Origin of the sequence: Catenulispora pinistramenti, from assembly GCF_018274385.1 — a bacterium.
Lineage (GTDB): Bacteria > Actinomycetota > Actinomycetes > Streptomycetales > Catenulisporaceae > Catenulispora > Catenulispora pinistramenti.
Window position 1 is genome coordinate 1 of sequence record NZ_JAAFYZ010000257.1, and the last position, 14229, is coordinate 14229.

Annotated in this window: 10 protein-coding genes; 7 read left to right on the plus strand and 3 right to left on the minus strand. The window is 69.9% G+C overall.

All coding sequences use genetic code 11. The features are described from left to right. The first annotated feature begins 592 nt into the window (after window positions 1–592). The 4 genes from KGQ19_RS42115 to KGQ19_RS42130 all read left to right on the plus strand — a co-directional run bounded on the left by KGQ19_RS42115 (window position 593) and on the right by KGQ19_RS42130 (window position 4422). Entirely contained in the window at window positions 593–976 is a 384-nt protein-coding gene (locus KGQ19_RS42115) for a YciI family protein (protein ID WP_230420284.1), read from the plus strand. 5 nt (window positions 977–981) lie between these two features. Next, window positions 982–2253 (plus strand): RNA polymerase sigma factor, encoded by a 1272-nt coding sequence (locus KGQ19_RS42120; RefSeq protein ID WP_212020070.1) that lies wholly within the window; start codon window positions 982–984, stop codon window positions 2251–2253. A 74-nt stretch (window positions 2254–2327) separates the two neighbouring features. Beyond that, complete coding sequence (locus tag KGQ19_RS42125; RefSeq protein WP_212020072.1) at window positions 2328–2921, plus strand: dihydrofolate reductase family protein; 594 nt, start codon at window positions 2328–2330, stop codon at window positions 2919–2921. Between the two features lie 34 nt (window positions 2922–2955). Continuing rightward, a complete protein-coding gene (locus KGQ19_RS42130; protein WP_212020073.1) occupies window positions 2956–4422 on the plus strand; it encodes an MFS transporter in 1467 nt (488 codons plus the stop codon). Between the two features lie 40 nt (window positions 4423–4462). On the opposite strand, the gene KGQ19_RS42135 is transcribed toward KGQ19_RS42130, so the two are convergent. Beyond that, window positions 4463–4759 (minus strand): hypothetical protein, encoded by a 297-nt coding sequence (locus KGQ19_RS42135; RefSeq protein ID WP_212020075.1) that lies wholly within the window; start codon window positions 4757–4759, stop codon window positions 4463–4465. A gap of 90 nt (window positions 4760–4849) precedes the next feature. Here KGQ19_RS42135 and KGQ19_RS42140 point away from each other — a divergent pair, with 90 nt between their 5' ends. Next, the gene (locus KGQ19_RS42140; protein ID WP_212020077.1) at window positions 4850–6025 is read left to right on the plus strand and encodes a CDP-glycerol glycerophosphotransferase family protein; all 1176 of its coding nucleotides are present in this window, start codon (window positions 4850–4852) and stop codon (window positions 6023–6025) included. A 12-nt stretch (window positions 6026–6037) separates the two neighbouring features. Here KGQ19_RS42140 and KGQ19_RS42145 read toward each other — a convergent pair whose 3' ends face one another. After that, window positions 6038–8221: a tetratricopeptide repeat protein gene (locus KGQ19_RS42145; RefSeq protein WP_212020079.1), complete on the minus strand. Its 2184-nt coding sequence runs from the start codon at window positions 8219–8221 to the stop codon at window positions 6038–6040. Window positions 8222–8276: 55 nt separating this feature from the next. Here KGQ19_RS42145 and KGQ19_RS42150 point away from each other — a divergent pair, with 55 nt between their 5' ends. Further along, a complete protein-coding gene (locus tag KGQ19_RS42150) occupies window positions 8277–8618 on the plus strand; it encodes a hypothetical protein (RefSeq protein ID WP_212020081.1) in 342 nt (113 codons plus the stop codon). Here KGQ19_RS42150 and KGQ19_RS42155 read toward each other — a convergent pair. Continuing rightward, window positions 8605–10743, minus strand: a complete 2139-nt coding sequence (locus KGQ19_RS42155) for a BTAD domain-containing putative transcriptional regulator (RefSeq protein ID WP_212020083.1) — start codon at window positions 10741–10743, stop codon at window positions 8605–8607. The two genes, KGQ19_RS42150 and KGQ19_RS42155, sit on opposite strands and share 14 nt — an antisense overlap. Window positions 10744–11074: 331 nt before the next feature. Here KGQ19_RS42155 and KGQ19_RS42160 point away from each other — a divergent pair, with 331 nt between their 5' ends. Next, on the plus strand, window positions 11075–14026 hold the full coding sequence (locus KGQ19_RS42160; protein WP_212020085.1) for a cell wall-binding repeat-containing protein: 2952 nt from the start codon (window positions 11075–11077) through the stop codon (window positions 14024–14026). Window positions 14027–14229 lie beyond the last annotated feature (203 nt).

The window sequence follows — 14229 nt, forward strand, 5'->3', positions numbered from 1 at the left end:
GGCCGGGGGTCAAGTTCGCGCTGAACAAAACCGCAGCTCAAATGGCCAACCGCCGCGCGCGGACTTTACCCCCGGACACCGGTGCTGTACCCATCGGGCTGACGACGCGACCGTGGGGAACGGACCGCACCACGTCACAAACCGCAGCCGCTGAGACTGACCCGGCCACCCGAGGGAACCGCGCTAGTTTCCCTGAGGTTGTCGAGGCCCGCCGGAGGCCCGGCTCTTCACCACAGCCCTTGACCTTGACCTTGACCTTCAGCTCTTGATCTCGCCTGGGCCGTTGGTCTTGCTCTTGATCTGGCCTGTGCCGTTGATCTTGCCCTTGCCCTGACTTGCTGGAGTTGAAGAGGCCTGAGGTGCGCCGGGGTTGTGAACACGCGAACTGGCAGCCGACAAACACACCCACCACCCCGAACCCCGAACCGGCACAACTATGACCGAAGGCCGTAAAAAGCATTTAAAACCCACAGACCAACCGCAACCCGGCCAGCAAACTCCAGCCCCAAAAAAGAACCCACCCCCAAACAGCCCGCGCGGCGCGCAGCGCTAACAACAGCTGTGCGGCCCCAGCGCCGGTTATCGTAGGCCCATGATTCCGGAGCCTGAAGGCGAGGACCACGCTCTGCGGAGCAAGTTCATGCTGATCTTTCGGGGCGGCGCCGTCTCAAGCCGCGACCTGTCCCCCTCGGAGCTTCAGGCCCACGTCGAGAAGTGGTACCGCTGGTCCGATGAGCTGGCGCGGCAGGGGCGCGGCAGTGGGCGCGGAGCGGCGCTGGACAACCCGGGGGCCACGGTTCGCGGCCACGACCTCGTCACCGACGGTCCCTATGCCGAGTCCAAGGACCTGGTGACCGGCAGCATGATCATCGAGGCCGACTCCCTGGACGACGCTGTCGGCGTGGCCCGGACCTGTCCGACGTACGAGTTCGGTGGCTCCGTCGAGGTGCGGCCGGTTCAGGACCATCGGGTCTGACGATCGTGACCGACGGGCCACCCGGCGCGGGCTCCTCCAGGGAACTGGTCGAGGACCTGTTCCGCAAGGAGTACGCGCATCTGGTCAGTGCCCTGATCCAGGTGCTGGGCCCGGCGAACATTCCGCTCGCCGAGGACGTCGTCCACGACGCGCTGGTCAGTGCCATGCACGCCTGGCGCTTCGGGCTGCCGCGCGATCCGAAGGCGTGGATCATCCGGTCCGCCCACAACCGGGCCGTTGACATCATCCGGCGTGAGCGGCGCCGGCGCTCCTTTCTGCCCGAGTTGGCCACGACGACGGCGCTCACCGACACGATCGAGGCGGCGCTGGCCCCGGCCGCCGAGGACGCCAGTCAGTTGGCCATGATGTTCGCGGTCTGCGATCCCGGCCTGACCCGGGAGACGCACATGACGCTGATCCTGCGGTGGCTGTGCGGTCTTTCGCCCAAGGAGATCGGTCAGGCCTTCCTAGTCGACACGCAGACCATCGACCGGCGCCTGCACCGAGGCCGCGGCCGACTGCGACGGCTGGGCCGGCTGCCCGATGTGGACGGCCTGCCTGACATCGACACCCGGCGGGACTCCGTCCTGCGGTCGCTGTATCTGCTGTTCAACGAGGGCTATCAAGGCAGCAACCCGCAGGACCCGGTGCGCCCCTTCCTGTGCGAGGACGCGCTGCGGCTCACCGAGCTGTTGCCGGCCAGCAAGGCGACGGCGCATCCGGATGTGCACGCCCTGGCCGCCCTGTTCTGCTTCAACACCGCTCGACTGTCGACGCGCTTGGACGGGCACGGAGTGTTCGTCCCCCTCGAAGACCAGGACCGGAGCCGGTGGGACCGGGCCCGCATCGAGCGCGGTCTGACGCACCTGGCCCGCGCGGCCAGCGGGGATCGGCTCTCCCGTTGGCATCTGGAGGCCGGCATCGCCTGCGAGCATGCGATCGCGCCGTCGGTCCAGGAGACCGACTGGGACCGGATCGTCGGCTTCTACCAGGTCCTGGCCCGACAGTCCTGGAGCCCCGTCGTGGCGCTGAACCACGCGTTGGCCGTGGCCGAACGGGACGGCGTCGATGAGGGCCGCCGTGAGCTGATCGCCTTGGCCGACGAGCCGAAGCTGTCCCGCTACCCCTTCTACTGGGCGGCCAGGGCCGACTTGGAACGCCGGGCCGGGCACCACACCGCGGCGCGGGAGGACTATGCGCGCGCCATCGCGCTGGCCCGCAGCGCGGCCGAGCGTACGGCGTTCGAGCGGCGGGTCGAGAGCCTGAAAACTTCTTAGCGGCACGTGTCCGGTTTCAAGGGCCGCCGTTCGTCCTTGTCCTGAAGATCAAGCGATCATTCAGGAGGACGGCAATGCGCAAGCTCATCGAATCGACCCTGGTCTCCCTCGACGGCGTCATCGAAGCACCCGAGCGGTGGGCCCGCTTCGACGAGGAGTCATCCGCCTTCGCCCTGGAGCAGCTGGGCGGCTACGAGGCGTTCGTCATGGGCCGGGTGACGTACGAGAAGTTCCTGGCGAACTGGGGCCAGGTCACCGGCAACCCGTACAACGACCTCATCAACGTCATGCCCAAGTACGTCGCGTCGACGTCGCTGACCGAGACGACCTGGAACGCCACCCTGCTCGGGCCCGACCCGTCCGAGGCCATCGCCCGGTTGAAGGACGAGCCCGGCAAGGACCTCATCAAGTACGGCACCAGCCGGTTCGACCAGACCCTCGTGCGCGACCAGCTGATCGACGAGTTCCATTTCTGGATCATGCCCGTCGTGGTCGGCTCCGGACAACGGCTCTTCGAGGACGTGGACGCCTCCGGGCTCGACCTGGAGCTCATTGACGAGAAACGGCTGCGGAACGGGTCCGTGATCCTCAGCTACGCCTCCAGCTCCAGCTCTACCTCTACCTCTACCTCTACCTCCAGCTCTACCTCTGCCCCTACCTCGCGCTGAGCGAAATCTTTCACCAGGAACACCGGAGGCACCCATGACCGCGACAAACACCGGAAACGACATCACCATCAGTATCGGCGGCGAGGTGCGCCGATGGCGGGCGTTCTCACTGCTCGCCGTGGCGTACTTCATGACGGCCGTGGACATGTTGATCGTCAACGTCGCCCTGCCGACCATCGGCACCAAACTGCACTTCGCCGAGTCCGACCTGCAGTGGGTGGTGAGTGCCTACGCGCTCGCCTTCGGCGGGTTCTTGCTGCTCGGCGGACGGGCCGCAGACCTGCTCGGCCGCCGGCGCATGTTCATGGCCGGGCTGGCGCTGTTCACCGCGGCCTCGCTGGCGTGCGCACTCGCCCCCAGCGCCACCTTCCTGATCATCATGCGCGGGGTCCAGGGCTTGGGCGCGGCCATGGTGCTGCCCGCCGCGCTGTCCATCGTGATGAACATGTTCACCGAGGGTGCCGAGCGCAACAAGGCACTCGGGCTGTGGGGTGCCATCGGCGCCAGCGGCGCGACCGTCGGCGTGCTGGCCGGCGGTGCGCTCACCCGGTACGCCGGCTGGCCGTACATCTTCTATCTCAACGTCGCCGTCGGCGGGGCCACTTTGTTGCTGGCCCGGCGCGTGCTGCCGGAGAGCAGGCGGCCCGACGCCGGCCGCCGGTACGACCCGCTCGGCGCCGTCACCGTGACCGGTGCCCTGGTGATCCTGGTCTACGCGATCTCACAGGCGCCGACGGTCGGATGGGCAGCTGTCCGGACGCTGACACTGCTGGCCGCCGCGGCCGCTCTGCTGGTCTCGTTCGTGGTCATCGAGGCCAGGGCGGAGGCGCCGCTGCTGCCGCTGCGCTTGTTCCGACTCAGGACCCTGGCCGGGTCCAACGCGGTCGGATTCCTGCTGGGGACCAGCTTCTACGGATACATCTTCATCGGCACTCTCTATATGCAGCAGGTGCTTGGGTATTCCGCGATGAAGACCGGCCTGGCCTGGCTGACCGTCGGCCTGACCGGAGTGCTGCTCGCCGGTCCCGCGCAGGTGCTCGTCACCCGCATGTCGGTCAAGGTCGTGATGGCGGTCGGGATGACCCTCACCGCTTCCGGGATCCTCTGGGCGGCCCAGGCGCCCACGCACGGGAGCTTCTGGGGGCACCTCGCCGGGCCCTTGTTCCTGACCGGCAGCGTCACCTGGGTGTTCATCCCGGTATCGATCGGGGCCCTGGTCGGCGTCACCGAGCACGACGCGGGGGTCGCCTCCGGGCTCATCGACTCCTCGCAGCAGCTCGGCGGCGCGATCGGCATCGCTGTCGCGTCCACCGTGGCGGCCGCGCGCTCCCGCGCTCTGCTCAACGGGGGGCACGCCACCGCGGCCGCGGCGCTTAACGGCGGATTCCACAGCGCGTTCTGGGTCTGCGGGCTCGCCGGCCTGGCTGCCGTCCCCATCGCGCTGCTCGTTATCCGCCGCGCTGCTCGGCCCACGCGCTATCGTGACCATACGAGCGACTAAGGAGTTCCAGGGTGGATTTACCGAGGTGGGAGCGTGTTCCCTACGGGGACGAGGCCCCGGTGTGGAACACCTTCCCCTCGGGCGTGGAACAGTCGGTCCTGCTGGTCGTCCACAACGTCACCGCCGCGACCCGGCTGCTGGACGTGCTGCCGGCGTTCAGCGGGGACCCGCGCGTCGGGCTGGCGTTCACGTGCCCGGGCTCGTCGCCGTTCCGGGACGGGGTGGCGGCGTTGTTCGCCGAGCACGGGGTTGTCGATCTGAACTGGCGGGTGGCGTGCGAGAAGCGGTTCGGGCTTGCCGTGACCGCGAGCCACGGTGGTCCGTTGTGGGAACTCAAGGCGCCGGTCGTCGTCCTGCCACACGGCATGGGATATAATAAATACCTTGATTTGGCAGCCGAGCCGAGCCGAGCCGAGCGGTGTTCGGGTTGTCGGAGCCGTGGGTTCTGCACGAAGGCGTCCCGATCGCGACCGCCCAGGTACTGTCGCACTTCGAGCAGCTGGACCGGTTCCGCAAGGCCGCGCCGACCGTCGCCCACACCGCGGTGGTCGCCGGCGACCCGTGCTTCGACCGGCTGCTGGAGAGCGCGGCCGACCGGGACCTCTACCGCGCCGCGCTGGGGCTGCGCGACGGCCGCCGGCTGGTCGTCGTCAACACCACCTGGGGTCCCCGCTCGTTGTTCGGGCAGCAGCTCGCCCTGGTCGAGCGGCTGGTGGCCGAGCTGCCGGTGGACGACTACCTGGTCGCCGCCGTCGTGCACCCCAACGTCGGGCACGCGCACGGCCGCGCGGAGGTCGAGCGGGTCCTGGCCCACGCCCGCCGAGGCGGTCTCCTGCTGGTCCCGCCGTTCGACTGGCGGGCCGCGCTGCTCGCCGCCGACGCCCTCGTCGGCGACCACGGATCAGTCCCCTTCTATGCCGCCGCCCTGGGCGTCCCGACCATCCTGGCCACCTTCCCCACCGACGCGCTGGACCCCGAGTCGCCGATCGCCCGCTTCGCCGGCGAGGCGCCGCACCTGGTACCGGGCTCGTCCCTGCGCGACCAGATAGAGAAGGCGATCCACACCTACACGCCGGCCGAGCACGCCGACGTCACCGGCAGCGTCACCTCTTTCCCCGGACGCTCCCTGGAGCTGCTCAGGGCCCTGTTCTACGGCTTGCTGGAGCTGCCCGAGCCGCCGTGGCCGGCGACACCGGATCCCGTCCCGGTACTCCATCACCACCGGCAACGCGTCTCGCCGCTGTGGGCACGCGTTGTCGAAGGACGCGTAGAACGCTTCCCGTCAGCAGTCGATCACGCCACGACCCCGCGCGACCGCGCGCATCTCGTCGTTGACGCGACCCAGCCGACCGGGCGCGCGGCGGAAATGGCGGACGTCCTGATCCGAGACGCGCACGAAGCACCGGAAGGCTGGGCGGCGCGCGCCTTCGACCGCCTGCCCGGCCTGACCGTCGCCGGTCTGGTCGAAGCCGACCGCTGCCGGCTACGGCTGCGTGACGGCACCGAAATCGTCCGGCACGCGGCCCCGGGGCAGGACCCGGCGGTCTTGGCATCAGTGCTCTACAACGAGCTCGTGAGCGGCGGCCGACACCAGAGCTTCTAAGATATCGGGATATCAGGACTCTGTGACACTGCTCCCGAGCCCGAGCTCCGATCGCCGCGCCCGAATCTCCGCCGCCTTGCGCGAACCGACCGCCTCATGGGCCTCGGTGGCCCGATCCAGCGCCGCACCCGCCTGGTCGATATGACCGAGCGCCGCGTAGGCCGAGGCCAAGACAACCTGGGCCTCGGCGCCGTGCAACGGCTTGCCCAGGCGGTCGAACTCGGCGACAGCCCGGACCAGCGGCTCCAACGCCTGCTCGGCGTGGTTGTCGGCGACCAGCAACTCGCCGAGGGCGACCAGCGCCCGCGCCACGTTGTGGGCGTTGCTGCCGTCGGCCTTCTCCTCGGCCGCACGTTCGTAGGCCGGGATGGCCTCATGCCTCAGCACGTCAATCGCCTCGCCACGAGATTCAGGACCGAGGGCGCCGAGCGCGCGAGCCCGATGGCGTTGAGCGTTGCCGATCGCCTCATTGTCGCCCGCGACCAGAGTCAGGACCCGACCAAACTTCTCCAGGGCGTCCTGCGGTCGACGGAGCTTGAGATCAGTCAGCCCGATCGACTCCACCGTCGCGGCGATGGCCCGGGCGCTGCCGCTCTCCTCGGCCACCAGCAGGGCCTGCTGGAACTCCGTGAGCGCCTGCTCGACGTCCTCTTGGCTGTAGTAGGCGAAGCCACGCTGCAACCGCAGGCGCGCCTCGGCTTCCTTGTTCCCCACGCGTTGCGCGGAATCGATGCCCTTCTCGTGGGTGTCGATCCAGTCGCCGAACGGGTTGGTCGCGAAGTACAGGCCCCACAGCACCTCGCACAGCTGCCAGGTGACGGCATGTTCGTCCAGATCGTACGCGGTGAAGACGGCGTTCCTGAGGTTGACCTGCTCGGCTCCCAGCCATGCCAGGGCGGCCACCGGGTCGGCGAAGGGCGGCTCGTCTGGGAAGTCCGGACTGCTGTGCCAGCGCTTTGAGAGGGCACGGTCGGCCATGGCGGTCCGGCGTAGGTAGAAGCCGAGGATCGACTGCTGCAACGCGGTGAACGTGCCGAGGTTGTCCTGCGCCGTCGACCACACGAAGTCCTGGACCAAGGCGTGCAGGCGCCAGCGCCGCTGCGGTCGGGGCGCACCCGGCTGGTGCAGCACGCTGACCAGACCGGCGGCGACCAGGTCGGCCAGCGTGCCGGAGTCCCCGTCCAGGAAGGTCACCAGGTCCGGCCCGAACTCCCCGCCGGGATTGGCCGCCAGGCTCCGCAGCAGGACGCGGGCCGGCTCCGGCAGACCACTGACACTCACCTCCAACGCCGCGTTCACCGAGTGGTCGCCGCCCGCGGTCATGAGCCGGCTCGAAGTCTGCCGCCGGGTGCGGATGTCGACCAGGCGGGCGGCCAACTCCCCGGCGCTGTCCCACCGCCTCACCTCGGCGGCGATCACGTGCAGCATCAGCGGGAGGCCGCCGCTGAAGGCAGCCAACCGCTCGAAGGCCTCCGGCTCCGCCGAGACGCGGTCGGCGCCGACCAGCTTTGTCAGCAGTTCCAAGGCGAAGCCGGGATCCAGCATGGGCACGGGCACGAACTGAGCTGTGTGCTCTATCTGGATGTCCTCCGACTCCCGATGGGAAGTCACCAGCACCAGGCTGCCCGGGGAGGTCGGGCGCAGCGACTTCACTTGGGCGGCGCTCACCGGGTCGTCGATCAGGACGGCGACCGGCTTGCCCGCCGTGAGCTGACGGAACAGATCAGAACGTGCGGTGAGGCTGGCCGGGACCTCCGAGGCCAGCATGCCGTTGGCGATGAGCCAACTCTCCAGAGTGTCGGCCACGGACGCCCCCAGACCGGCCTTACGGCCGCCCAGGTCGGCGTAATAGACGCCGCCGCGGAAACGCTCCGCGTCGTCTTCGATGCAGTGCTTGAGGTAGTGAACAGCGGTTGTCGACTTGCCGACGCCGGCCACTCCCCCGAGCAAGACCATGCCGACGTCGTTCTCGGCCACCATCCGGTCCAGGCGCTCGTGCACGGCGAACCGGTCGGTGTAGGGCCCGTAGGCGGCCGGCAGCATCACGGGGACGCCCAGAGCGGGGCGCGCCGGAGCGGCCTCATTCACCGTCATGTTTATGGTCGCGTTGTCGAACCGTTCGCCCTGCACAAGGTTGCGCACCGGCGCCGAGACGTCGGTGGTCCACGTCCGCCGCTGGTCCTCTGGGTCTGCCACGGTCCCAGCATAGGATGACAGGGCCCACATTCCCGGAATACCGACGAAGGCTGACATGGATCCGATACTCACCCCGACCATGCTCACGACCGCGCTGACGAAGCTGCTCAACGGCATCGCCACCGACGCCGGTGCCAAGGCTTGGGACACTCTCAAAGCCCTGATCGCCCGGCACCGGGGAACCGCCCCGGAGCTGCCGGCCTCCGCCGAGGACGTCAGCACGCTGGCCGGGGAACTGGCCGCGGCCGCCGAGCAGGACGCGGAGTTCGCTCAGGAACTCAGGACGTGGCAGCAGACGGTCACGGGCTCGGGCAACGTGGTGCTCAACCTGAACGCGCCGGTGAAGAACCTGATCAACGGCCAGGATATGAGCGGCAGCACGTTCAACTTGAGCTAGGGGTTTTCACCGACCGAGCGCGGGGCAGCCGCCACAGCTCGGCCGCCGCTCGGCGTTGCTCGTCGGTCAGCAGGTTCTGGGCCTTCTCCGCGGCGAATTCCCGGACCAGGTCGTGCAGGAGATAGCGGCCGTGTCGCGGCGCTTGGAGCAGGTTCAGGTCGACCAGGCGCTCCAGGATCTCCTCGGTCTCCGGGGCCGGGCGGCCCAGCAGGGTTGCCGCGACTGATAGACCCAGTTCCCCGCCGCTCCACAATCCGAGCTGGCATAACGAGATCGCCAGCGTGTTCTCGGAGCTGGAACTGGCGCTGGAAACGGGGCTGGGGCCAGCACCGAACGCAGAGCCGCTGAGCCCGGCGAGCGCCGCGAATCCGGCCTCGAACCCGGCCCGCACGTCGTAGTCGGCGAATCTGAGCTCGTCCAACCGCCGCCCGGGAACGCCGACGCGCGCGGCGAGGTCGGCGATCTGCCAGGTGGAGCGGGCGGTGATGCGGCCGCCGGCGGCTCGGACGGCCAAGGGTGAGCCGGCGCAGGCGGCCAGCAGTTCCTCGGTCGCCTCAGGTTCCCCGGCGGTCCGATCGGGGCCGACGATGCGGGTGAGCAAAGCGTGCGATTCGGTCGAAGTCAGGGTGCCGAGTGACAGTCGCATCGCGCCGGCGATGCCGACGTGCCGGTCCCGGGTGGTCGCCAACAGCGCGCAGCCGGGGGTGGCGGGGATCAGCGGGGCCAGCTGGCGGGAGTCGCGGACGTCGTCGAGCACGACCAGCACCCGACGGCCGGCCAGCAGGCTGCGGTATAGCGCTGCCCGCTCCATGTCCGGCTCCGGCAGCTCGGCCGGCGATATGCCGAGCAGACGCAGGAACGATGCCAAAACGGCGCGCGGTTCGGCCGGTTCCGGCGACGTGCCGAGCAGGTCGGCATATAGCTGGCCATCCGGGAACCGGTCGCTGAGCTGGTGGGCCGCGTGCACCGCGAGTGCGCTCTTGCCGATGCCGGCCATACCGTCGATGACCGCCGCGAAGGCGGGTTGTGGGTCAGTGGCGGGTTGTGGGTCAGTGGCGGCGTGCGGGCTCGCAGCGGCGTGCGCATCCGCGAATCCGGCCGCGACCGCATCGGTGGCCGCATCGATAACCGCATCGGCAATACGGCGCAGCTGCTCGTCGCGCCCGGTGAAGTCGGCGACGTCCCGGGGCAGCGTGTGCGGCGGCGGCCAGGCGACGTAGGCGGTGCTTGCTTCGTCCCGCGCCGTCGAGTCGCCTGTTGTTCCGTCGCCGTTCCCGTCGCCGTTCCCGTCGCCGTTCCCGTCGCTGTTCCCGCCAGCGTCATCCGCGCCGCCCGCGCCGCCCGCGCCGCCTACGTCGGCCGCATCGTCCGCGCTGTCGTCCATGGCCAGGATCCGCTGCTGCAGGGCACGTAGCTCAGGGCTCGGTTCCATGCCCAGGTCTCGGACCAGCACGGTGCGCAACAGCCGGTACACCTTAAGCGCCTCGGCCCGCCGGTCGGCGGCGGCCAGCGCGGCCATCAGCAGCGCGTAGGCGGGTTCCCGGTGCGGGTGGTCGGCGGCCAGCCGGCGCATCGCGGCCGCGGCGTCGGCCGGGCGGCCCAGTGAGATGTCCGCGCGGGCCCGCAGCTCGATCGCCTCCACCCGCAGCTCGGCCCAGGCCGCCGCCTCGTCCAGCTGGAGCTGTTCGGAGGGCACGTCGGCCAGCGGCTCGCCGCGCCACAGGGCCAGCGCCTCGGCGGCGTAGCGGGCCGCGGAGCGCCAGTCGCCGGCCGCCGCGGCCACCTGGCCGGCCTGGTGCCGGGCCACGAACATCTTGGTGTCCAGTTCGGTGGCCGGATCGAGCAGGAGCCGGTAGCCCGGCGCCGCGGTCTGCAACCGGCCGGCCTCCGGGCCCAGACACCGGCGCAGCCGCATCACGTGGCTGCGCAACGTCGTCAGCGCGCCGTCCGGCGGATCGGCGCCCCAGACCGCGTCCACCAGCCCGTCCACGCTGACCACCCGGTTGGGCTGACACAGCAGCGCGGCCAGCAAAGCCCTGGTCCGCGCCGACGGCAGCGGAACCGGGACACCGTCCAGCCGGATGTCCACCGGGCCCAACAGCCCGAACCAAACGGTAGAGCTCACCCCCGCGCCCCTTCCCCAAACCCTTGTTCAACAGGTATTCAACACCAAACCTGGAAACTGGCGCCGACACATGTCGAGGCAAGCGTCCTGACGCTCGCCGAACACGGCATACGGGGGAGGTGAGAGCGACGAAGACGACAGTGGTACGCGTGTGCGACGCCAACGTACCGGGGGCCGGCCGGCTGTCCATACCCGCAGTCGGCCCGTTCGGCGTCGGTCGCTCACTCACCCAGTTCACCCACGACAACGTCGGCGGGTGGGCCCAGGGCTAACCAACCGGCACCCACACCGTCCACGCATCAAACATCTCTCGGGGAGTTGTCTCACCACCATGTCATCTGCCGCAAAGAAGCAGCGTTCGAAGATACTGACCATCGGTTCCATACCGATGGCCACCGCGGTCGTCGCCGCGTTCGGCATGTCGACCGCCTACGCCCAGACGAACGACACCACGAACAACGGCCACACCGACTCGCTCGGCCGGGTCGCGCTGGCGGACACCCAGCCCTCCTGGGCCACGCCGAGCGCCGAGAAGGGCGCGGTCCCGGCCTCCCAGACCATCAGCACCCGGATCTTCCTGGCCGGGCAGAACCAGGACCAGATGACGGCCCTGGCACAGGCGGTGGCCGACCCGAGCAGCCCGCAGTACCACAAGTACCTGACGCCGGCGCAGATCCAGTCCCAGTTCGGCGTGACCGCCGCGCAGGTGAAGACGGTCACCGACTGGGCGGCCGAGAGCGGCCTGAAGGTCACGAACATCGGCGACGGCTGGGTCGACACCCAGGGCGCGGCCTCGACGGTCCAGGCGGCCTTCGGCACCACGCTGGCCAACTACACGGCCTCCGACGGCCAGACCCACTACGCGCCGTCCACGGCGGCCATGGTGCCGGCGAAGGTGGCCAGCGTGATCGCGGGCGTGTCCGGGCTCTCCGACACCCCGCACATCAACGCCCCGGCTTCTGCCCCGGCTTCTGCCCCGGCCGCGGCCTCGGCCCCGGCTTCGACCGCCAAGACCAAGCCGAGCTACACCACCTACGGGAGCAACGGCTGCTCCACCTACTGGGGCCAGAACTCGGTTGCCGGCTACCCGCTCCCGGTCTGCGGCTACTCCCCGTCGCAGATCCGCAGCGCCTACGGCGAGGCCAACTCCGGCCTGACCGGCAAGGGCGCGACGGTCGCCATCCTGGACGCCTACGCCAGCCCGACCATGGCCTCGGACGCGGCGACCTACAACAGCCAGTTCCACGAGCCGCAGTTCAAGCCCGGCCAGTACCGCGAGGCGTCGAACCCGGCCGCGTTCAACCACCAGGCTGACTGCGACCCGACCAAGTGGGCCGGCGAAGAGACGATGGACGTCGAGGCCGTGCACGCCATGGCCCCGGACGCGAACATCCTCTACGTCGCGGCGAACTCCTGCGAGGACAACGACCTGCTGGCCTCGCTGTCCTGGATCGTCAACACCCACGCCGCCGACATCGTCTCGGCGTCGATGGACGGCGTCCAGCACACCACGCTGGGCAACGAGGACCCGGCGACCCGGGCCGCCTACGACCGCATCTTCATGAAGGGCGCCCTGGAGGGCATCGGGTTCAACTACTCCACCGGCGACTGCGGCGACGACAACCCGGCGAACGCCGCGACCGGCGGCAACTGCCAGCCGAACTCGGCCCGCAAGCAGACCGAGTGGCCGTCGAGCTCGGCCTGGGTCACCGCGGTCGGCGGCACCACGCTGGGCATCGACTCCAAGGGCAACAACCAGTTCGAGGAGCCCTACGGCTCCTGGCTGACCCCGGTCACCACCACCGGCCAGAACTACCCGAACGGCCAGTTCGAGGCCGGAGGCGGCGGCGGTACCTCCGAGGACATCCCGCAGCCCTTCTACCAGCGCGGGGTCGTCCCGGCCGCGATGGCGGACACGCTGCCCACCGGCGCGCGGGCCAAGGGTCCGATGCGTACCACTCCCGACGTCGCCATGGACGCCGACGGCAACACGGGCCTGGCGACCTTCCAGACCGTGAACGGCGGGCCCGACTGGGAGGCCGGCGGCGGCACCTCGCTGTCCGCTCCGCTGTTCGCCGCGACCGAGGCGCTGCAGATGCAGGCCCACGGCGGGGTGGCGCCGGGCTTCGAGAACCCGACGATCTACGCCAACGCCGGCAAGTTCCACCAGGTCACGAAGAACGGCGGGCTCGCCGTCATCTACCCTGACTACCAGGGCACCCCCGAGATGAAGACCTCCCGGCTCGACATCCTGGGCCAGGACACCTCGCTGCAGGCGGCCCCGGGCTACAACGAGGCCACCGGCGTGGGCTCGGCGACCCTGGGCTTCGTCCAGGCGCCGTACGACGAGAACCGCGTCGGCCGGATCTCCGGCGCCGACCGCTACCAGACCGGCATCCAGATCTCGCAGCAGCAGTACCCCGGCAACGGTTCGGCGAACGCGGTGGTCCTGGCCACCGGCGAGAACTTCCCCGACGCGCTGGCCGGCGTCCCGCTGTCCAAGAAGGTCGGCGGCCCGCTGCTGCTCACCCCGGGCAAGGTCCCCGACGCCCAGGTGATCAACGAGATCCACCGGGTGCTCAAGCCCGGCGGCACCGTCTACGTGCTGGGCGGCACCGCGGCGGTCACCCCGGCGGTGGTCAACGCGCTGCATCTGCCGGCCAACCAGGTCCAGCGGATCGGCGGGGTGAACCGCTACGACACCTCGGTGAAGATCGCCAACGCCCTGGGCAACCCGAGCCACGTGGTCCTGGCCACCGGCAACGGCTTCGCCGACGCACTGGCGGCCGGCCCGTACGCCTCCACCGTGTTCGCCGACAACGGCGCGCCGGCGGCGATCCTGCTGACCAACGACCGCACCATGACCCCGGCGGTCGCGGCACTGGCGCACAGCGCCAAGGCCGTGTCCGCGGTCGGTGTGCAGGCGGTGACCGCAGCGGCCAACGCCCACATCCCGAACGTGACCGGGTTCGCAGGCTCCGACCGCTACGACTCCGCCGCGCGGGTGGCCGCCACGTTCCACGGCGAGCACACCGCCGGTGTGGCGACCGGCCTGACCTTCGCCGACGCCCTCACCGGCGCGGCGCAGCTGGCGCAGGTCGGCGGGCCGCTGGTGCTGACCAACGTCAACAGCCTGCCGGCCTTCTCGGCCAACGCCCTGCACGGCATCAACGCCTCGCTCGGCGGCTCCGGCCTGATCGAGATCTTCGGCGGCCCGGCGGCGATCAGCGTGCCGACCGAGAACGCGATCGCGGCCGCGGCCGGCGCGATTGTCGAGGGCTGATTTATCGCAGGTTGATTTAAAGCAGTTTGATTCACAGCAGTTTGATTCACAGCAGGCTGATCCGCGGCACGGCTGTCGTGATGCGGTGACAGGCTCCCCGGCCTGAGTCCGCGCCCCGCTCTGGAGAGCGGGGCGCGGGCTTTTTTGTGCTTTGGGTTCGCGGGGCTTCGGGTTCGCTGGGGCGCTGGGGTTCGCTGGGGCGC